The following is a 19,442-nucleotide window of genomic DNA, read 5'->3' as shown; positions in this document are numbered from 1 at the left end:
TCACCTCACCACTGTAACCTTGAAGTTCTTCTGCAGGAACTCCTGCGCTTCTTCCTTCTTTATCCTTATGCTATTTGGTACAGTTCTCGCCGCGATCCTTCTTCTCTCTATTCTGTATCCGCCCCGTCTCTTGAATACGATGGCGACATCCATACCAAATATACCTATATCAGGATCATACTTCATTCCCTTGAAATCAGTATAATCAGATATACCAAAGTACGCATTTCCGTGTTTGTCGAATGAGTAATCTGTTATCTTGTAGTCCTTCACATAGAAAGCCCTGTTCAGGAATTCCATTGCATCCTTCTTCCTGAGCGTCACCTTAACACCTATGGGCAATCTCTTCCTTATGTTGAAATCACGGACGCTCTTCTTTGCAAGAGTGTTCGTTGCCTTATGGCCTGTAAGCATCTCTAGGACCTTTGCAGCCTTCGTAAGGCGATCTCCTGCCTGTCCGACACCTATGTTTACTACGACCTTGTCTATGATGATCTCCTCCATGGGATTCATGGGATCACCTCTTCAGGACTTATTGCGAAGGAGAACTTCGAACTGCCCACCATGAAGACATGATCCTTTATGGTGGAGAAGCCTTCCTGGAAGTGTACCAGGTTAGCAGAAGATCCCTCCTTGACCTCTATCTTGCTTATTGTACCTATCTGGTTGACATGAGATCCAGCTGTAAGATAGGCCTTGTTACCTGGCTGCATCTTTATTATTTCCTTTATCTGTATGTCCGGAATGGAAACTACCAGCACATCCCCTACCTTGATGCTCTTATCATCTGTCATTATCGTCCTTCCATCGTGAGTTCCTATCTGTATCTTGTTTCCAGGAGCTACGACCTTGGTCTTCACTTTGAGCAGTTTGATTCCGGATCTCTCCTTATCCTCTCTCATCAGTACAAGCGCACCCTGATCATTGTATATCATTCTGAAGAATTCGTTATTGATCTCAACTACATCCATGAATCCGACTGCAAATTTCTTCTGCCTAACGACCTTTCCGTCCACCTTGACAAGTCCGTTCGCCAATATTCTGGCAGCTTCACGTTCCTTGTCTGATAGACCGAGATAGTCCCTGATTATCGATAGCAAGGTTACCGACTGATCCTTAGGATGCATGCCAGGATTTGGGGTTGGACCCCAGAAGAAGGTCTTCCTCGGGATCTTCACCTGCCTTGATACCATCAGCCTCTTAGTTCTGTTTATCATCTTCATCAACCTCCGCTTTTTCCTCCGCTACTGGCTCTTCTCCGGTTTTCTCCGGTTCAGCCTTCTCCTCCTGCTTGGTCTCGGCAGGTTCTGGTTCTGGCTTCTCTACCACTATATTCTTCCTGGCAGCCAGCGATTTGATCTTATCGAATCTGTCACCACGAGACAGATCCAGATGGGTGATCTGAAGCTTTTCTGGCTGGATACCGAAGCCCTTCTGTTTTCCATCAGCCTTGGCTATGGTTATACCTTCAACCACAACTAAGCCGGCAGCATGATCCACTTCTGCGACCTTGCCGCCCTCTCCCTTCTTTGATCCACTAATGACTTTGACAACATCGCCCTTGATCACAGGGAACGAACGGATTCCATATTTCTTTCTCAGATCCTTGCTAAGAGATACCTCCATCTTTCTGTACATTAGCGATCACCTTAAACTATAATGGATGCTATGGCCGCTATTCTTGGCCATCTTTCGGCTGCTTCCCTGGCAACGGGTCCTTTGATCTCAGAACCGCGTACCTCGCCATCAGGCGTCACCAGAACAGCCGCATTGTCCTCGAATTGCACCATCGTACCATCAGGTCTCCGATAGGGACGCTTCTGCCTGATGACGACTGCGTACACAACCTTGGATCTCATTTCAGGAGTGCCCTTTTTAACGCTAGCCATGAACATATCGCCCACACCAGCTGCAGGTATCCTTCTTGCCTTTCCGTGCCATGCCTTGACGTCGATAAGGCTTATAGATCTGGCCCCCGTATTGTCAGCGCATGTTATATTCGCACCAAGCGGCAATCCCCTTGTCTGTCTGCCTGCTATTCCCTTCATTGGTTCACCTTCTCAACAATTACGAAAGAAATCGTTTTGGCCAACTTCCTGCATTCGGCAAACCTCACGGTGTCTCCCGGTTTGATCTTAATGCAGTCTGGAACATGAACGTGATATTTTTTTATCTTTGTTGCCTTTCTTTCATATTTTGGAATGTACTGCTGGTACTCCCTGGCAACGACCGCACTCTTGGTCATATTTGCTGACACAACTCTGCCTACGAGTACCTGACCTCTTACAGACAGCTTCCCATGATATGGGCAGTGCGGATCGTTGCATTCATTTTCTGGCGCTTTGACGTCGAGTCCTATATTACGTGTATACATCTTCTTACCTCCTAAGATCTCTCAATATTCTGCGGTATTCCTTCAGCCTGTCTTCAGGCCGCATATTTATCAGATCTCCATCAACATACCGATCATTTATCTTGAATCTCCTCAGATGCTTCGCTATCTTTATTCTTCTCCCGCCGGTATCTATTTCCAACATGTTCTTGGTTTCGAAACTGACCAGGCCCTTCTTTCCTATTTCAGTCCTGTTCGGGCTGTCGATCACCGAAATATCCATTCCAGTGAATTCGTCGAAATAGATCATCTCATTCCACGCTCGCTTTGAATCCCATGTCTTCGAGGTATTTTTTGACCTCTTGCCTATGGTCTCCCTGGAGTTCAATTATCTTTCCCTCTTTCACTGTACCGCCTGAGGCTACCTTCTTCTTCAGCTCTTTGGCTATCTTTTCAATGTCCTCTGTCTTTGGATCTATGCCTTCTATGATGGTGACGAATTTTCCATACCTTCTCTTGTCAACCATTATCTTGACGGCCTGCGTTTCTCTTCCGAATCCTTCCCAAGGCTGTAATTCCTTGGGCATGCCGGTGAAATTTTTATCCTTCATTTACCTTTTTTCCTCCCTCTCAACTGTCAATAGCCTGGCTATCTGACGCCTTATTGCACGTACCTTGCCAGGACTGGGAGAAGAACCTCCCATTGATATCAGGGCCCTCTCATGAAGAAGGCTCTCCTTAAGATTCTTCAGTGTCTCCTGCCTCTCTTCCTTCGACATCTGCCTTATCTGCTTTGCTCTCAGTTCCAACCTCTTCACCTCCCGTTATATTTTCTATACTGAACACATCTGGAAGCTTGTAATCTGGGTTCAGTATCTTGACCGTCACGCCCAGTATGCCCACCTTGAGCTTTGCTGTAGAGAATCCCGTTATCATACCTTTGCTTCCTGGTTCTCCTGAATATTTAACGTTTCCATATATGAACTTCTGGTACCTTGCTCGTTCCCCGGATATCTTCCCTGATATCTTTATCAATACTCCCCTCGCGCCTGCCTGTATTGTTCTGTTCAGAGACGTATTGCCTGCCTTTCTATAGGACCATCCCTTCTCGAGCGAAAGCGCTATCTTCTTTGCGATCACCGACGGGTTGAGATCAGGATCCTTCACATCTTTTACCTCGATCTGAGGCGTCTCAATACCGTACTTCTTTTCAAGAGTTTCGGTCATCTGCTGTACCTTGCTGCCGCGTCTTCCTATAACAAGCCCTGGTCTGTTCACATAAAGCGTTATATTTGTGCCAAACGGAGTTCTCTTCATTATCATGTTTCCGAAGCCAGCGTTTTCAGTTTCCTTAACAACATACTCGTAAACGAGCAGCCTCTTAACCGCTTCATTGATGAATTTTCTCTCCTTCATTCTGATCCCTCCGTGACTATTATCTCAAGATTGATGAGATCTTTGAAGTTTGCACCAGCCCTTCCATAGGCTTTTGGCGTGTACTTCTTGATCATCCTGCCCTTGTTTGCTGCTATGTGTCGGATGATAAGATTATCCGTGTTCATTCCCTTGAACTCCGCATTGTTCTCGACATTTTCCAGCAGCTGCTTGAATGCCTTTGCAGCCTTGACTGGATATCTCCCAGGGCCGATCCCCGGTCTATGGGAAACCGAGTCTAGATATCTGAAATAGGGTATTGCATATGTTTTATTTATGACACCATCGATTATTTCCTTCGCCCTTGAGAGCGGCATACCTCTAAGATGATGTGCTATGTTGACGGAATCCTTTAACGAAATTTCCGCCTCCCTTATCCTTGCTCTTGCCTGATTTCCTTCAATTTCCATTGAATATCCTTTCATGTTGATCACTTCAGCGGCATGAATTTAGACGAACGAGTAGCACCTACACCAGGCCCAGAGTGCTTTACCTCCTTTCTTGTCATCACGAATTCTCCCAGATAGTGCCCAATCATCTCTGGCTTAATTTCGAACTTGAAGTAACTGTTCCCATTGTAAACTTCGACTATCTTGCCAACATAGTTTGGAAGGATTATGACGTCTCTGACATGAGTTTTTATATCCTCCTCGTCTCCCTCGAGCTTTTCCATGAGTTTCTTCTGCTCGTAGTTCGGCTCCCTGGAAAGAGTTCTCCTTGCTCTTGCTGGCAGGATCTTAATGAGTTCCTCCAGACTCATCTTCTGGAGATCCTCAAGGGAATAACCCTTATAGCTGAACTCTTTAGCCCTGCCACTCACTACCTTCCTTGACTTCCTTGCCTTTCTCTTTATTGATTTAACAGAGCCCTGTTTATTAACGACCATTTACTCTCCTCCTCTTCGGTGAAAGCCTTCCTACCTTCCTTCCTGGTGGAGCGTTCCTTCCAACGGTACTTGGCCTACCTACATGCTGGTGGTTTCCGCCTCCATGCGGATGATTCACAGCGTTCATGGCAACACCCCTTACCGTATACGGACGCTTCGCCTTGCTCCTAAGGTAATGAACATGCGTACCTGCCTTCAGGATCGGCGGATCCTTAAGACCGGAAGCTGCCACCACACCAACCGTTGCTCTGCATCTTGGATCGAAATCTCTCATTCTACCGGACGGCAGCTTCAGTGTCACATGCTGTCCGTGTGAGACGACCAGTGCAAACGTACCTGCACTTCTGCAGAATTCTCCGCCATCTCCCGGACTGCTCTCTATATTGTACACATAGCTTCCGTCAGGTATATTTGCGAGAACCGTTGTTGTGCCAGGCGCAACGCTATCCACATTTCCAGCGACTATGTTCTGCCCAACATAGGCTCCGGTGAAAGCTATCTGGTATGCCTTCTTTCCATCGTTGCCCATCAATTCCAAGAGCGGGGCGTTCCTGCCTGGCGCATGGATTATGTCCTTTACCACGTATGATCCTGGCGCAACATGTTTTATATCTGCCAGATGCCTGTGACTTGGACTCCTGTAAACCAGGCTTCCATGTCCTCTTCTCTGCGGGATTATATGTTTACCCATAATACACCTCAGAACACACCAATACGCTCGGCTATCTCTTCAGCCGAGAACTCCTTTGCCAGCTTTACTATTGCCTTTTTTCCTTTTTTCGTTATGAGTACGTTGATCTCCTCAACCTTCACTCCGAACCTTTCCTCTACCTCTTTCTTGATCATTTCCTTATTGGCTTCTCTCCTGACTATCAGCGTCAGCTTATTCTCCTTTTCAGCCATTAAAGCAGTTTTTTCTGTAGAAAGAGGTGATATTATCACATCGCCCTTCATGGATTCACCTCCTTCAGTGATTCAATCGCACCTTCAGTGAATATGGTAAGCCTGCCGCCCACGCCACCCGGGGCAAGTTTCCTTATGCTGAGCGAGTTCGGAGATGCCACATCAACCCCAGGTAGAGATCTGAATGCCTTCAGCGCGGAAGAGTTCTTTGCAACTATCAGCACACTCTTTGGCTGCCTGTATTTTCTTCCTCTCATCTTTCCACGACCCGCTCTGATATGCTTTCCTTCACTGGATCTTTCAATATCCTCGTACACCCCTATATTCTTCAGCAGTGCTATGGCATCCTTCGTCTTCGCTATACCTTCGAGACCATCTTCCACCACGATCGGAAGCTTAAGATCATCCTTGAATCTGTGTCCTCTCTTTTTGACAGCTTCGGATGATGCTGTGAGTGCAATTGCAGAGTACTTTGCGATCTTTCTTTCCTTGTCATTTATCTTGACGTAGAGATTCTTGGTGACCCTTGGTGAATGCGCACTTTTTCCACCTACAGCACTGGCTATGCCGACCACCCTGGATCCACCCGCTATCCTTGGCATTCTCGAAATGCCAAGTCCTGGTCTGGTGGTATGGCCCACTCTCCTCATTCCAGCTAGAGGGGATGAACCATAGGGTTGCCTCATAGAAAGCGAAATAGCTCTGAAGGCCTTCCTTATGAGATCCTCTCTAACCTCTGTATCGAATATCTCTGGAAGATCGATCTCTCCCTTAGTTTCACCAGAAATTGAATAAATTGGTACCTTCGTATTCAATCACCCTGTTTTGATTCCAATGATACATACTCAAGTTTGACTTCCTCTATGTCTGGCACCTTCTGCCTTGCTGGGTCTCTCATCTTTATCAGTCTCTTTGCAGGTCCGGGTATTGAACCGAAAAGAAGAACGTAGTCATTCTTCACCATGCCGTAATGGAGGAAACCGCCACGGACATTTATAGCATCTACATCATCCTTGCTCCCATATTTGATGACTCTTACGTTGCTTATGGTTCTCTGCTGGAATCCCATCTGACCTGCCTGAGGGACCGTGTTTCTTACCCAGTCAGGATGCCATGGACCAAGCGTACCTATCATTCTCCTGTGCTTTCTGTTCTTTCTTGGAAGCAGTTTTACTCCAAATCTCTTAACGTGGCCTGTGAATCCTTTGCCTTTCGTCACTGAAACCACGTCAACAAACTTTCCAGCCTTGGAGAAATCGCTGAAAATTATCTGTTTACCCAGATGATTCCTAGCGTAGTCCAGACGATCCTTAAGTGAATTGCCACCGCCGATCCTCAATTCGAATATCTCCGGCTTCTTTGATGGTATGCCGGCTACATCCTTGTTCCTTGTAGCAACTATTATCCTAACATCAGCATATGATTCAGGCGGTTCTCTTTCAACATTTTTCTTGATTTCAGGAATTTTCCTGAATATCTCCTTATCCAGATCCTTAGCCCATGTTTCATAGGTAACGACCAGATTCCCCTCCGGATCTTCGTCATAAAGACGATAACCGATAACATCGAGAGGCGGAACCTCCACGACCGTTACAGGCACAAGGATCGGCTGTCCGGCTGTGACGCTCTTCTTCCTGTAATCTATCATCTCCACATGCGTCATTCCAACCTTGAATCCAGCGAACCCCTGCACCTTGACCTCTCCCTTTATCTCAGGCCAGCTACGGATCTTTGGATCTAAACTCTTCGCTCTTACTCTGGGGTAATATGCCATTGACCCCCTTCTCGAATGATGAGGCGTCGCCATCTAATTCACCACCTTATACCGTTACACGTTGTATGCCGATCTAAAATAATAGATCGACCACTCTGGGACTCTCGCAGGAGTTGCCCAAACGTGTATGGCTTTATGGCGCTTTCAAAGCACCGTAAAGACAGCTCTATCGAGCACTTACAGCCCTAATGCAAACATGGTTATTAATATTTCTTGAAGATGTTTAGTTATTACATTCGAAACAAGGTGAAAATCAAGGTACCCCTGACATTCCTCTCTACGGTACTGGTATGGAAACAAAAGATAACAGAAAAATCTCTTAAAAATATGGCTCTACATCTAAGCGTATTTGATTTCATCATCAGCGCAGTTAAGATCTATTCTTTAACGAGGATTGATCTAGAGATTTCTTACTGCAGATTCTATATCCGGATATTTGAATTGGAATCCTGAGTCTAGAAGCTTCTTCGGGATCACCTTTTGCCCACTCATCAATTCCCTGTACATCTCGGATCCAAGGATAATGTGGCCTATCAGATCCGGAATGCGCATGGTCTTATAGCCTTTCTCTTTTGATATGATGCCTGCTAGTTCGCTGAACGAAACTGGCGAAGGCGAAGCCATATTTACCGGTCCACTTATGGTCTCATTCTCTATAAGGAAGCTGACTGCGCTGACATAATCTTCAAGATGAATCCATGAAACTGGCTGGACCCCTGAGCCAAAATAGTATACTCTTCTGGAACGTGTATTCATTATTCTGGATAAAAATCCTCCACGACTGCTCAGTACGTTAGAAGTCCTCAGCAGTACCGTTCTGGTTAGTTTTGAGGCTTTAAGCGCCTCATCCTCCCATGCATTCGCAAGCTCAGCCAGGAATCCTGTTCCCGGAGGTGAGCTTTCATCGAATGTGCTGTTATCATCATATCCATAGTAGCCTATAGCTGATCCAGAGAGGAAAACATCAGGCTTCTCTTCAAGGGATGCTATGAATTTAACCATGGTCCTTGTACTTTCTATTCTGCTCCTTATTATTTCTTCTTTGATCTTGTGATTCCAACGTTTTGAACCTATGTTGAACCCAGAGAGATTTATCACCACATCGCATCTTCTTATCTTTTCAAGTTCGTTCCAGTTCACAAAGCTTATGTTCCCCTCTGTTCTGGATCCTCCACGCGTTATTATGAAATAATTATTCCCAGGGATCTCTGTTATTGCCTTTCCTATGAGCCCAGTGCCACCTGATACCACTATGTCCATTAGGGAATCAAGTCTTTTCACTATTAAATACTTTCTTAGCTATGAAAATATTCCTCTTTTTAAGCGTTGAATAGGACTGCACCGCTTTACCAAAGCATAGGTATGTATGCTATAATACCTCTAAATAGAACTGTCAATATGGGCAGAACCCAGATCCAAAAATGAAAACTTCAGGGAAAGGATTAATAACAGCCATGTCCTGAATTGTGAGACGAAGAGGCCACGATGAGTACAACAGAGAGGACAAGAAAAGACGCGTTGAAGGAAAAGGTTGTAGTAAGTGCGAGATCCTTGATACTGAAGGTAAATCCTACTGGCGATCAGGAACTTGGGAAATATGCCTATTATGGATTTATCTTTTCCCTGCTGATACTGTTTGCATCGGTTGTGGCTCTAACCAACGCATACATACATTATGTCAACATCTCGTCCTATTATTCCTATGAGAGAAAGATACTGTCCCCCTTCTCTTTAACGGGATATGAAGGTATGTTCTTTGTTGTGGCCTTTGCCCCTCTTCCAGATTATCTCATAATACCATTCTACGGATACCTGTCGTCCATAGGCGAATTCAACATATTTGCGGCATTCTTTGTCTCAGTTCTCGCAATGCTCTTTGAGATGGGTATAGAATACGCTGGCGGAAGACTTGCTGGCAGGGCAATACTGCTCAAGGCACTCTCTTATTTCAAGATAACCGAAAGGGATCTTGAGGCCGCAGATAAATGGATACAGGATCATGGCCCTTTTTCAATATTCGTTGCCACCTTCATACCCTACTTCAAAAATGTAACTTCGCTGGCAGCTGGAACGCTGAAGATGAATGCACCGTGGTTTTTTCTTTCAAATTTTGCCGGTTTCGCCATAAGGTTTGGCCTTCTCATATACATAGGATATTCAGGAATATATGTGTTAACCCCTTCCTTTGATTACGAACATAGATTGGCCATAGCGATATTGGGTGTGATTTCACTGCTTTATCTCATAGCTTACCTAATCAACAAGGCAAACAGGATAATATCCAGCAGGGCAAAAAGGATGAAAGGATGATCATACAGTGCTTTAGAGAAATGTTATAACTTTTGATTTGATATAGACAAGAATGAATGGGATATACTTATTTGTGATACTCCTCTTCTCATGGATAGCTGCGATTTATTTTCTTTCACCATATATCAGAAAATCGAGACATTTTTCTCTCTTTGGTCCCGCAATAATGCTGAAATTCGTAAAGAACAGAGGAGTTATAGAGAGTATATCCAAGAAATTTCCAGCAAAAACGTTCGCCAGGGTTTCGGTTGTAATTGTTATTTTGGCTGGGATCGTTGCGCTCATAAGCCTGGCGTATAGCGCATATCTTGCCTCATTCATTAGACCAAGCCAGGCTCCACCCGTAACCGAATTTCTTGGTATACCGGGCATAAACCCGGTTATACCCATCGGGTATGGTATTGTAGCACTGGTGATCTCTGTTGTCGTCCATGAGCTCATGCATGGCGTCACGGCCAAGAAACATGGGCTCAAGGTGGACTCCGTTGGAGTATTATTCTTCATAGTACCGGTTGGCGCGTTTGTGGAACCAGATGAATCAGAGATGATGCAGGCCGATCCGGTTGTAAGAAGGAGAATATTCGCGGCCGGCCCGGGCATAAATATAATAATCGGCGTCCTGCTGGCCATCATAATCTCTACCGTAATGTTCTCCTCTGCTGTACCGATGCACCAAGGCGTCTACGTGCAGAGCTCAGATACGAATGTCAATCCATCAATCATCCCTGGTAATGAAATAATAGCCATAGGCAATTATACAGGAAATAATGTTACCAACGCTCTCATAAACTCCAATATTCCTCCGGGCACGAACGTCTCAGTCAGTCTTTTCAATGGAAAAACAGTGGAACGTGTCCAGGCACTGGCCGGTATAGTGATAGTTTCAACTCTGCCCGGTTATCCAGCAGCAAATGTGAGCGTGCCATCAAACTCTATACTTCTCTCAATAAACAATACGGAGATAAGGAATGAAACTGTTCTTGCTGATGTTCTGGACGCCATCCCACCGGGAAATTCGATCTCAATGAAGGTTATGGTGATGCCCTCCCACACCGTAAGGACCTATAATATGACCACAACATCAGCATACAGATATTACGCACAGTACGATCCAAGTGCCAATAACCCGGCATATAAGGGATACAGCTTCATCGGCATCTCGATCTCCTATATGGGCATAACTGGCTACCAGATGGGTGAAATAAGGGATCTGATCTTCATGCGTGGCTTCTATTCGAATCCCGTTGAGGGCTTCATAGAGGCCATAGGTCTACCATTCTACGGATTTAATCCTGTGCCTTCAGCAATGGCGGATCTGTTTTCTGTTCCTTTCAATCCACTTATTTTCTGGGGAATGGTAAATACATTCTACTGGTTTTTCTGGATAAACATACTTCTTGGCATAACCAACGCACTTCCCTTTGCCTTCTTCGACGGTGGGCAATTTTTCAAGGACACTCTGATAATTGCCGGTAGAAGATTCAAAGCCCTGTCCAGTGAAAAGGTAGTGAATCAAGTGATGTATTTTATGAGTTTCCTTGTCCTGTTCCTCATAATGTGGGAGCTCATAATACCGAGGATAATATAATAGCCCTGGGCAGATTCGAACTGCCGTCGATGGGTCCAGAGCCCATAATGCTTGGCCACTACACCACAGGGCTTCCGAGGTGAATCCCATTTTTCTTTAATAATCTTTTCATATCAATCTATGGATCCTAGTGATCTACGCTGTTGACGTTTAGACGCATAAATCTGAAATAATTCACTGTAGTTGGTGAAATCTCTTTAGCTTCGATCATGAATAGAGTGAGCTGCTCCTAAGCTAAAGCTTCGGAGCTTCCTTACAGCGAAGAGACATCTGCCTTTCCGGACAGGGAGTTTTTTACTGCTTCCCCCAAACCCCTAACTTTTTTATAAATCAAAAATATTCAAAGATTTCCCTCAAACGCTGCTGAAGTCTATCTTTGCCTTTGACGGATCCTTTGCGATCATAGCTACCCTGCTTTCGACCCTGTCTGCAACAAAGGTGTATCCCATTCTATCCGCAAGATCATGTGAGAACTCAAGGATCTCTGTATGTGACGGCATATTGGATGCCATAAGTTTTGTCATAGACGAACCGACATGAACGTAGCCTTTTGCCTCTATGAAATCCGGATCGGCCTTTTTATCGAGCATTTCGTATTCATCCAGGTACGGCATATTGATATTATGTACGAGGGTATGCCTGATGACGATCCTTGTGTCAAGGCTGGGCAGAAGTTCGAGCGTTCTCATCAGATTCTCCCATCCATTTCCTATCGATGGATTCAGAAGTTCATTGAATATCTTCTTATTGGGAGCTGCAACAGTCACATAAAGCTGCGTCGGAAGAGGATCTAACCTTTCAAGTACGGATGGCAGCGTTCCATTGGTGACCAAGAAAGTGCTGATGCCACGTTTTTTAGCTGCAGCGATCAGTTCGCCCAATCTTGAGTATAGAGTTGGCTCACCAGTCAACGATATTGCCATATGCTTTGGATGAGTTGCTTCCTCCCATATCTCCTTTGAAACTTTTGGATTGCCCTTGAATCCAGAGATCAGCTTCAGATGCTGCCTGATGCTCTCCTCCAGTATGTACTCTGGATCGTCTTCATTGGATATGTGCATGGAGTCGAAGCCCTGAAAACGCCAGCAAAATGCACAATTTTCAGTGCAAGCGTTCAAAGCCGGTGTCATCTGTATACACTGGTGGGATTTTATTCCATAGAATGTATTCTTATAACAACCAGGACCGCCAAGGAGCTCATCCTTTGTCCAGTGGCAAACTTTCACGGCAGAATGATTGCCCACGAGACCGTAATGTTCCTTACGATAGATATCCGCATAGAGGTTCTGCACAGGATACGCATGAAAAACAAATATTTAACACGTTCGTAATAAATAATTTTTAAAAATATCCTAAAGATTTTCAGTCTTCGGATGACTCACTGCTGCCGCTTCCGCCCTTTGACGGATTGCTTGACGAACCGCTTGACTTGGTTGCTATAACATCATCTATACGCAGTATCATTATGGCGGCCTCAGTGGCAGACTCTATCGCCTGCTTTCCGACCCTTATCGGCTCTATTACGCCGTTCTTCACCATGTCCTCTATCTCTCCGGTGAAGACGTTGATACCGTAGGTCTTGTTACCCTTGGCGTGCTCAGCTCTGAGCTTCAGGAGTATGTCTATTGGGTCAAGTCCAGCGTTCTCAGCCAGAGCCCTGGGTATCTCCTCGATGGCGTCTGCAAATTTCTCTATGGCAAGCTGCTGCCTTCCGCCTATCTTCTGTGCATATGATCTAAGCCTGAAAGCTATCTCTGCGGCCGTTGCACCTCCGCCTGCGGTGTAAGCCCCATCCTCGAGGGCGCTCGCCACAACGTGCAGAGAGTCGGTAATGGATCTCTCCATCTCATCAACGACATGTTCGGTTTCTCCCCTTACCAGTATGCTCACAGCCTTTGGATTCTTGCAGCCTGTGACGAAGGTCATGTAGTCCTCGCCAACCTTGACCTGCTCCACCTTCTCTGCTGAACCGAGATCGGATGATGATATCTCATCTATGGTTGAAACTATGGATGCACCCGTTGCCTTGGCGAGCTTGTCCATATCGCTCTTCTTTACCCTGCGTACGGCGTATATGCCGGCTCTTGAGAGATAGTGCTGTGCCATGTCATCTATTCCCTTCTGGGTAATCACAACGTTTGCGCCAACTGATTTGATCTTATCGACCATCTCTCTGAGCATGTTCTCTTCCTGAGCTAGGAACTTCTGAATCATTGATGGGTCCTCTATCCTGAGATTTGTGTCGAATTCCGGCTTCTTTATCTCGAGAGGTGCGTCGAGCAGTGCTATCTTGGCATCCTTCACAACATCAGGCATTCCTGGGTGGACCTTCTCCTTGTCGACTATTATACCGTTTATGAGCTGTGTATCATCTATTGCGCCACCCTGTTTCTTGACTACCTGTATGTTGTCGAAGTCCACATAGTATTTTCCGTCCCTCAGCTCAGCTACGGATTTGACTGCCTCGTACGATATCTCAGCCAGCTTGTCCTTGGCCACTGATGCGCTCTTGCTGTTCAGTGAGGTTTGTGCCATCTTGATGAGGAGCGCCTTTTCATCCTTATCGATCTTTGTCGATACCTCATCGATCACCCTCTTTGCCTCTTCAGAGGCCATCCTGTATCCTTCTGATATCACTGTCGGGTGAACGTTCTGATTTATCAGGCCCTGAGCCTGCTGGAGCAGGCCGCCCGCTATGATCACGGCGGTGGTTGTACCATCACCAACGAATGAATCCTGCGTCTTTGATACCTCAACCATCATCTTGGCGGCTGGGTGCTCAACATCCATCTCTTTCAGTATCGTTACACCATCGTTGGTGATGACGATATCACCGAGCGAGTCTACGAGCATCTTGTCCATACCCCTCGGGCCAAGACTAGATCTGACAGAATTTGAAATTGCAATTGCAGCTTCGATATTCTCCTTCATTGCGTCTTTTCCGCTTTCTCTCTTAGTACCTTCCTTAAGAATGAATATAGGTTGTCCAGCTATCATGGCTATCCAATGGAGTAAAAATAAACTTCTATATAAGCATTTCTAATGGGTTCGATCATCTGATCTGCGAGATCGTATCACCGAGTTTTGAAACGCCTCCTTCAGATCTCTAGCTGCAGACCTGGGATCTGGAGATGAAAAAATGGCTGACACCACTGCGATTCCGTCGATATCGTATTCAGAGAATGCAGAGACGTTCGATCTGCTGATACCGCCTATTACGAACACGGGTATGTCAACGTATCTGTGAATATCCTTCAGGACGCCAATATCGTAAATACCTGCATCCTTCTTTGTTCCTGTGTGAAAGAATGGTCCGAACGCCACATAATCGGCTCCGTTCTGTTCGGCGTATATGGCCATCTCTCTGTCACCATATGTTGAATAACCTATGAAGCCGTTGAAAAGCCTTCTGGCCTCCGGCAACGGCATGTCATCCTTACCTATGTGAACACCGTCAGAATCTATCTCAATTGCAAGACCAACGTCATCATCTATGAAGAACGGTATATCATACCTTGAACATATGCGCTTGACCTTTCTGGCAACATCCCTTCTTACGTCCTTTGGATTAGTTTTATCCCTGTATTGAACTATATCTACGCCGCCTATTATGGCTTCCTCTATTATCCTGTAGAATTCCTCACCGAAATAATCCTGAGTGACGAGGTATAGACCGCTCAGTTTCTTGCTTTTATCACTCATCTCCAGCCCTTCTTCATACCGTATTCAACAGCAGCCCAGAACGGATCCTTCTCCGGCGGCCCGATCAGCCTCTTCTCCTTGCCCGTGAGTATCCTTTCCCCTCTATTATCGGTTATCTCCCCGATGATGCTTGCTTCGATCCCCTCTTCCTTTAATGCAGAGATCAGATGCTGTGCGAAATCTTCCCTTACGGTTATGAGAAGTGCCCCTTCACTTATCGCCTTCAGGGGATCTATTCCAAAGAGTGAACATACGTTGTCTATGTAATTGTCTACGTGTATGTTCTCCTCATATATCCTGATGCCGTTACCAGATGAATCTGCAATTTCGAACAATGCACCTAGAAGCCCTCCTTCAGTTACGTCGTGCATGGCCGTTACCCTGCTTCTGAGGCCGACCTTTCTGGCAACCATGCTTTCGTAGACCGTTGTTAATCTCCTGAACAGACCAAAGCCATATGAGTACGAATCCTCCCCAAGCCTGGATTTTATGGTTTCTGGGAACAACCTTGTGAGCAGAGCTGCGGCCTCAATCCCTGGCGATTTGGTCAGCACTATCCTGTCTCCCGGCTCCGCCATGGAACTTGTCACGTACTCATCTTCACCGATGAATCCCATAGCTGTTATACCGCCTATCATAGGAAACGATGTTCCAGCGTACCTTGCCGTATGCCCGGTTATGATCGATGTACCGAATTTTGATGCTTCATTGGTGAAGGCTGACCACATTCTTTCGATTTCCTCATCGGTCATGGAAAGCGGTAAATTCAGATCCACGGTCATGTAATCAGGATTTGCTCCAGACGTCAGTAGGTCAGATGCCAAGATATGGTATGCAAACCAGGCAGAATCCTCATAGCCGAATATGGGATCGAAATAGAATGGATCCGTCGTAATCGAGAGAACCCTGCCATCGCCGATCCTTATAATGCCCACATCTACGCCGTTCGCTGGCGGAACAACGTCTGCATCATGCCTTGCACCAGTTCTGGACAGTATCCTTGATGTGAAGAATTCCCTATCGAGCTTGCCGGGTGGTTCCATGTCTGTATATTGCAGACCATGATAAAACGGTTGTCTGAATTATTAGCAATATGCTAATAATTTTAGTATTCAGTAAATACTAAATAATATTAAAAGATAACTGGCACAATGAATGGTATTGATGGAACCGCAAACGATACAGCAATTAGATTGCACGGAGATGTTGGCACATGGGGTGCTATAGCTGAGGAAATATCTGCGATGGCACCGGCCTGCGATACTGTGGCCTTCATGACATCTGCTGCTATGTTCGCCTTTGTACTGACTCCACTGGCCTTTCTCATAGCAACGCTGACGATGTATCTCGAGGTCAACACGCTTTACCACCTTTCCAAGCATCATGCCAGTGCAGGAGGTTATTACGGCTACATATCAACGGCACTTGGTTCCAAGAGTGCCATTCTCTCAGGCTTTCTTTACGTCCTCTATCAGGGTGTAAGCACTGCGGCGATTCCAGTGTATGTAGCTGGTATTCTGCTTCCAGGCGTGGTTCAATACTTCTTCCATATAACGCTGCCCGTATGGATATGGCTTCCATTTGTGGCTATATTCATAGTTGCACCCATAATACTGGCCATAGCAGGGATAAGGCCGCAGATGAAATATGTCAGATATGCAGCTGCCTATGAGGTTGCATTCCTTGCGATACTGGGTATCATAATAATAATACACGCTCCAGACAACACGCTGAGGGTGTTCGATCCATTTGCTTGGTCATCATATAATGCGGAGTTCAGACCGTATGGCGGTCCATTCGCTGGGCTTGGACTTGGCATGATCTTCGGCCTCACCAGCTTCATAGGCTATGGTGGATCTGCACCACTGGGAGAAGAGGTGAGGGTAAAGAGCTCAATAACAAGATCGCTTGTGCTGGGGCTGCTGATAGTGGGAGCTGTGCTCACTGAGGTTGCATATGCGCTCACCGTCGGATGGGGTGTAAACAACATGGCCTCCTTTGCTAATGCTGAGATCCCTGGTGTCATCGTTGCAACACTGTATGCCGGTATAATTGGCGGACTGCTCCTGTCTCTTACCGCCTTCAACTCCGCGTTTTCCGATGCAGTGGCCATGCAGGCCAACGCTGGGAGAGTGTATTTCTCCATGGCACGCGACAGAGTAATACCTCAGGCATTTGCGAAGATAAGCAAAAGATTCGGAACACCATACGTCTCGCTGATCTTCATTGCGTTCATTTCGGTCGTTATGAGTTTGCTGGTGCCGTTTCTTGTGGAAATTGCAATGGGCTTCGGGCCCCTTTACCTGATAAGCGGCAGGAATCTGCAGAATATTGATAATATACTCGAAAACTCCTTCGATCTGCTCTCTACGATGGCTCTTGTTGGTCTGATATCCGTTCATCTGATGCTGAACACGAGCGTGATGACGCTCTTCAGAAGGCTAAAGGAGACCCATTTCGGCTTCCACAAGATAACGCATCCAATTGAACACTATATACTACCGGCTGTTGCCACTGCGGTTTTCATATTCGTACTGTATGAATCTGTTGTGCCACCGGTATTTCCAATAACTCAGGCGGTTGCGGCCGTGGCCGTATACATAATATTCATGGTATTCTACATAATGTGGCTTTCCAGAAGGCATCCCGATGTGGTAGAAAGCGCAGGAAGACGCGTTAACCTGATAAGAGAAGAGGAACTCGATGCAAAATGAAAATATCATATTGGATGCAAGACATCTTAATTTTTCCTATCCTGATTTTTCATTGAGAGATATAAATATCAGCGTCCATGAAGGGCGTATATATGGAATTCTGGGTATAACGGGATGTGGTAAGACAACGCTGCTTAATGTCTTGAACGCAGGCCTTAAGCATGGGAACGGGGAATTGACATGGAATGGCGGATACTACATAGATGTTCTGAACAGGAGAAGACCAAACTTCGTCTATGTACCGCAGTCAGCAGCCGATTCTCTTGATACCATAAGCAACGTGATCGATCAGATCGGGAAGGTACTGAAGCAGAGGAATATGGCGCTGGATCATGATCTTCTAAATCAGTATCTTAACATGCTGGGAAAGGATATCACCATGATAAAAAAGAAACCACAATTTCTCAGTCAGGGGGAGAGGCATCTTTCTGTACTTCTGATGGCGATCATGATGCACCCTAGCCTTATAATGATGGATGAGCCCACCACCTCTCTCGACAGCGTTGAAACGCTTGAATTTCTGGATATTGTGAAGAGAATGGCACATGACTACCACATATCATTTATCATATCCGGAACTTCGCCCGAGGTGATAACCTATGTTTCCGATTTCATATACGTCATGATGTGCGGTATGATCCTGGAATATTCTTCGACCGATGATCTTGCCCGGGATCCGCTTCACCCCTATACCGAGATGATTCTCAGGAGAAGGCCTTCGTTGAACACCAAAAACCTCACCCCATTCCGATTCATCTCTGAATGCGGTGATGGTGGATGCCCATTCTTGAACTACTGCCCGCATGTCCGTGATGAGTGTAGATCACCAGTAGATATGTTTCAATATCAATCAAGGTCTGTGAGGTGCGTCATTTGGAAGAGATAGCCATTTCGGCAGAAGGCATAAACAAAACATATCTTGATAGAACTTCAATGATGAGGTGGAAGAGAAGAGATATAATAAAGAATTTTTCTTATGATTTCATATCCGGGGTAATATATGGAATAATAGGTGCATCCGGATCGGGAAAGACGACCCTTGCGAACATCCTTTCTGGTTTTGATAAACCTGATTCTGGATCTCTACTTTATTTTGGAAAGCCCGCAGGTCATTCGAACAAAAAGATAAGAAATATCTTTCAGGATACCTTCAAATTTCTGAATCCTCTGAATTCCATTAATTGGTATATAGAAAGCGTATCGAAAATAATATCAGATCGGCGTATAATGGAAGAATTACTTTACACCGTCGGACTTGATCCTAAAAAATTCGGAACCATGGAGGTAGAAAAGCTGTCCGGAGGACAGCGCCAGAGACTCGCGTTTGCAATGGTCGTGTCGCAAAACCCTGATATTCTAATACTTGATGAGCCATTTTCCATGATAGACCCGCCCAACAGCATGGTGCTCTTCTCTGTTTTAAAAAAATATCTAAAAGGAAGCACGGTGATATACATAGATCACAATTTAGACAGAGTGGCCTATCTCTGCGATCATGTCATCGCCTTTGATCATGGGAATATCATCGAAGACGGTGATACTTATTCTATATTCAGGAAGCCGAAAACTGAGTACGTTAGGAAGCTGATGGATGCGAGCAGATCGATATCCTCACGCTTAAATATATGACGTGTTGCCAACGTATCATTATCTAACCTCTCGATATGAATAAATAGGAATGGATAAAGAATATTATACATAGTTCCAATAACTTTATTTATAACTAATGTGTTATATTATTAACTATTAAAGCTAATGAGGTATTAAACCTGCTACGGATATGAAGAAAGACGCTTCAT

Annotated in this window: 25 protein-coding genes and 1 tRNA gene; 5 read left to right on the top strand and 21 right to left on the bottom strand. The window is 45.5% G+C overall.

Translation table 11 applies throughout. The features are described from left to right. The 16 genes from Q0C15_RS05350 to Q0C15_RS05275 all read right to left on the bottom strand — a co-directional run bounded on the left by Q0C15_RS05350 (position 1) and on the right by Q0C15_RS05275 (position 8,589). Entirely contained in the window at positions 1–513 is a 513-nt protein-coding gene (locus Q0C15_RS05350) for a 50S ribosomal protein L5 (RefSeq protein WP_110642341.1), read from the bottom strand. Then, positions 510–1,217 carry a 30S ribosomal protein S4e gene (locus Q0C15_RS05345; protein WP_297217104.1) on the bottom strand — a complete coding sequence of 236 codons (708 nt, stop codon included), beginning with the start codon at positions 1,215–1,217 and terminating at the stop codon, positions 510–512. Before Q0C15_RS05345 ends, Q0C15_RS05350 begins: the two co-directional genes overlap by 4 nt. After that, positions 1,201–1,638, bottom strand: coding sequence for a 50S ribosomal protein L24 (gene rplX, locus Q0C15_RS05340; RefSeq protein ID WP_297217102.1), 438 nt, complete (start codon positions 1,636–1,638; stop codon positions 1,201–1,203). Before rplX ends, Q0C15_RS05345 begins: the two co-directional genes overlap by 17 nt. A gap of 11 nt (positions 1,639–1,649) precedes the next feature. Then, the gene (locus tag Q0C15_RS05335; protein ID WP_010901668.1) at positions 1,650–2,048 is read right to left on the bottom strand and encodes a 50S ribosomal protein L14; all 399 of its coding nucleotides are present in this window, start codon (positions 2,046–2,048) and stop codon (positions 1,650–1,652) included. Beyond that, positions 2,045–2,374, bottom strand: coding sequence for a 30S ribosomal protein S17 (locus Q0C15_RS05330; protein ID WP_110642347.1), 330 nt, complete (start codon positions 2,372–2,374; stop codon positions 2,045–2,047). Before Q0C15_RS05330 ends, Q0C15_RS05335 begins: the two co-directional genes overlap by 4 nt. A 4-nt stretch (positions 2,375–2,378) precedes the next feature. Further along, positions 2,379–2,642 (bottom strand): ribonuclease P protein component 1, encoded by a 264-nt coding sequence (locus Q0C15_RS05325; RefSeq protein ID WP_110642349.1) that lies wholly within the window; start codon positions 2,640–2,642, stop codon positions 2,379–2,381. Between the two features lies 1 nt (position 2,643). Further along, positions 2,644–2,943: a translation initiation factor gene (locus tag Q0C15_RS05320; RefSeq protein ID WP_110642351.1), complete on the bottom strand. Its 300-nt coding sequence runs from the start codon at positions 2,941–2,943 to the stop codon at positions 2,644–2,646. Next, complete coding sequence (rpmC, locus tag Q0C15_RS05315; protein WP_110642353.1) at positions 2,944–3,111, bottom strand: 50S ribosomal protein L29; 168 nt, start codon at positions 3,109–3,111, stop codon at positions 2,944–2,946. It abuts the gene before it with no gap. After that, on the bottom strand, positions 3,071–3,748 hold the full coding sequence (locus Q0C15_RS05310; RefSeq protein ID WP_297217095.1) for a 30S ribosomal protein S3: 678 nt from the start codon (positions 3,746–3,748) through the stop codon (positions 3,071–3,073). Before Q0C15_RS05310 ends, rpmC begins: the two co-directional genes overlap by 41 nt. Then, positions 3,745–4,191 (bottom strand): 50S ribosomal protein L22, encoded by a 447-nt coding sequence (locus Q0C15_RS05305; protein ID WP_297217094.1) that lies wholly within the window; start codon positions 4,189–4,191, stop codon positions 3,745–3,747. Before Q0C15_RS05305 ends, Q0C15_RS05310 begins: the two co-directional genes overlap by 4 nt. A gap of 5 nt (positions 4,192–4,196) precedes the next feature. Then, the gene (locus tag Q0C15_RS05300) at positions 4,197–4,652 is read right to left on the bottom strand and encodes a 30S ribosomal protein S19 (RefSeq protein WP_110642359.1); all 456 of its coding nucleotides are present in this window, start codon (positions 4,650–4,652) and stop codon (positions 4,197–4,199) included. Then, on the bottom strand, positions 4,642–5,343 hold the full coding sequence (locus tag Q0C15_RS05295; RefSeq protein ID WP_297217091.1) for a 50S ribosomal protein L2: 702 nt from the start codon (positions 5,341–5,343) through the stop codon (positions 4,642–4,644). Before Q0C15_RS05295 ends, Q0C15_RS05300 begins: the two co-directional genes overlap by 11 nt. Positions 5,344–5,351: 8 nt before the next feature. Next, complete coding sequence (locus Q0C15_RS05290) at positions 5,352–5,606, bottom strand: 50S ribosomal protein L23 (RefSeq protein ID WP_110642363.1); 255 nt, start codon at positions 5,604–5,606, stop codon at positions 5,352–5,354. Next, complete coding sequence (rpl4p, locus tag Q0C15_RS05285; protein WP_297217089.1) at positions 5,603–6,370, bottom strand: 50S ribosomal protein L4; 768 nt, start codon at positions 6,368–6,370, stop codon at positions 5,603–5,605. The genes Q0C15_RS05290 and rpl4p overlap by 4 nt, the downstream gene beginning before the upstream one ends. Beyond that, a complete protein-coding gene (gene rpl3p, locus Q0C15_RS05280; RefSeq protein WP_297217087.1) occupies positions 6,367–7,362 on the bottom strand; it encodes a 50S ribosomal protein L3 in 996 nt (331 codons plus the stop codon). Before rpl3p ends, rpl4p begins: the two co-directional genes overlap by 4 nt. A gap of 366 nt (positions 7,363–7,728) precedes the next feature. Continuing rightward, a complete protein-coding gene (locus Q0C15_RS05275) occupies positions 7,729–8,589 on the bottom strand; it encodes a TIGR01777 family oxidoreductase (RefSeq protein ID WP_297217085.1) in 861 nt (286 codons plus the stop codon). A gap of 225 nt (positions 8,590–8,814) precedes the next feature. Between Q0C15_RS05275 and Q0C15_RS05270 the strand changes: the two genes are divergently transcribed. Both Q0C15_RS05270 and Q0C15_RS05265 read left to right on the top strand, forming a co-directional pair. Beyond that, positions 8,815–9,639 (top strand): DedA family protein, encoded by an 825-nt coding sequence (locus tag Q0C15_RS05270; RefSeq protein WP_297217083.1) that lies wholly within the window; start codon positions 8,815–8,817, stop codon positions 9,637–9,639. Between the two features lie 52 nt (positions 9,640–9,691). Next, complete coding sequence (locus Q0C15_RS05265) at positions 9,692–11,227, top strand: site-2 protease family protein (RefSeq protein ID WP_297217081.1); 1,536 nt, start codon at positions 9,692–9,694, stop codon at positions 11,225–11,227. Here Q0C15_RS05265 and Q0C15_RS05260 read toward each other — a convergent pair. The 5 genes from Q0C15_RS05260 to Q0C15_RS05240 all read right to left on the bottom strand — a co-directional run bounded on the left by Q0C15_RS05260 (position 11,228) and on the right by Q0C15_RS05240 (position 15,972). Next, positions 11,228–11,300: transfer RNA gene (locus tag Q0C15_RS05260), tRNA-Gln, on the bottom strand. Between the two features lie 280 nt (positions 11,301–11,580). Then, positions 11,581–12,519, bottom strand: a complete 939-nt coding sequence (gene twy1 / locus Q0C15_RS05255) for a 4-demethylwyosine synthase TYW1 (protein WP_297217079.1) — start codon at positions 12,517–12,519, stop codon at positions 11,581–11,583. 70 nt (positions 12,520–12,589) lie between these two features. Next, positions 12,590–14,224, bottom strand: coding sequence for a thermosome subunit beta (thsB, locus tag Q0C15_RS05250; protein WP_297217077.1), 1,635 nt, complete (start codon positions 14,222–14,224; stop codon positions 12,590–12,592). A gap of 42 nt (positions 14,225–14,266) precedes the next feature. Next, on the bottom strand, positions 14,267–14,929 hold the full coding sequence (gene thiE / locus Q0C15_RS05245; RefSeq protein WP_297217076.1) for a thiamine phosphate synthase: 663 nt from the start codon (positions 14,927–14,929) through the stop codon (positions 14,267–14,269). Further along, complete coding sequence (locus Q0C15_RS05240) at positions 14,926–15,972, bottom strand: AIR synthase-related protein (protein WP_297217073.1); 1,047 nt, start codon at positions 15,970–15,972, stop codon at positions 14,926–14,928. Before Q0C15_RS05240 ends, thiE begins: the two co-directional genes overlap by 4 nt. Positions 15,973–16,080: 108 nt before the next feature. Here Q0C15_RS05240 and Q0C15_RS05235 point away from each other — a divergent pair, with 108 nt between their 5' ends. The 3 genes from Q0C15_RS05235 to Q0C15_RS05225 are packed head-to-tail and all read left to right on the top strand — an operon-like array spanning position 16,081 to position 19,272. After that, positions 16,081–17,643, top strand: a complete 1,563-nt coding sequence (locus Q0C15_RS05235) for an APC family permease (RefSeq protein WP_297217071.1) — start codon at positions 16,081–16,083, stop codon at positions 17,641–17,643. Next, positions 17,633–18,529: an ATP-binding cassette domain-containing protein gene (locus Q0C15_RS05230; RefSeq protein ID WP_297217069.1), complete on the top strand. Its 897-nt coding sequence runs from the start codon at positions 17,633–17,635 to the stop codon at positions 18,527–18,529. Before Q0C15_RS05235 ends, Q0C15_RS05230 begins: the two co-directional genes overlap by 11 nt. Next, entirely contained in the window at positions 18,517–19,272 is a 756-nt protein-coding gene (locus Q0C15_RS05225) for an ABC transporter ATP-binding protein (RefSeq protein ID WP_297217067.1), read from the top strand. Before Q0C15_RS05230 ends, Q0C15_RS05225 begins: the two co-directional genes overlap by 13 nt. Positions 19,273–19,442 lie beyond the last annotated feature (170 nt).

This window comes from Thermoplasma sp., from assembly GCF_023256435.1.
Classification (GTDB): domain Archaea; phylum Thermoplasmatota; class Thermoplasmata; order Thermoplasmatales; family Thermoplasmataceae; genus Thermoplasma.
The sequence above is the reverse complement of the archived record's forward strand: the minus strand, read 5'-3'. Positions and strand labels throughout refer to the sequence as shown.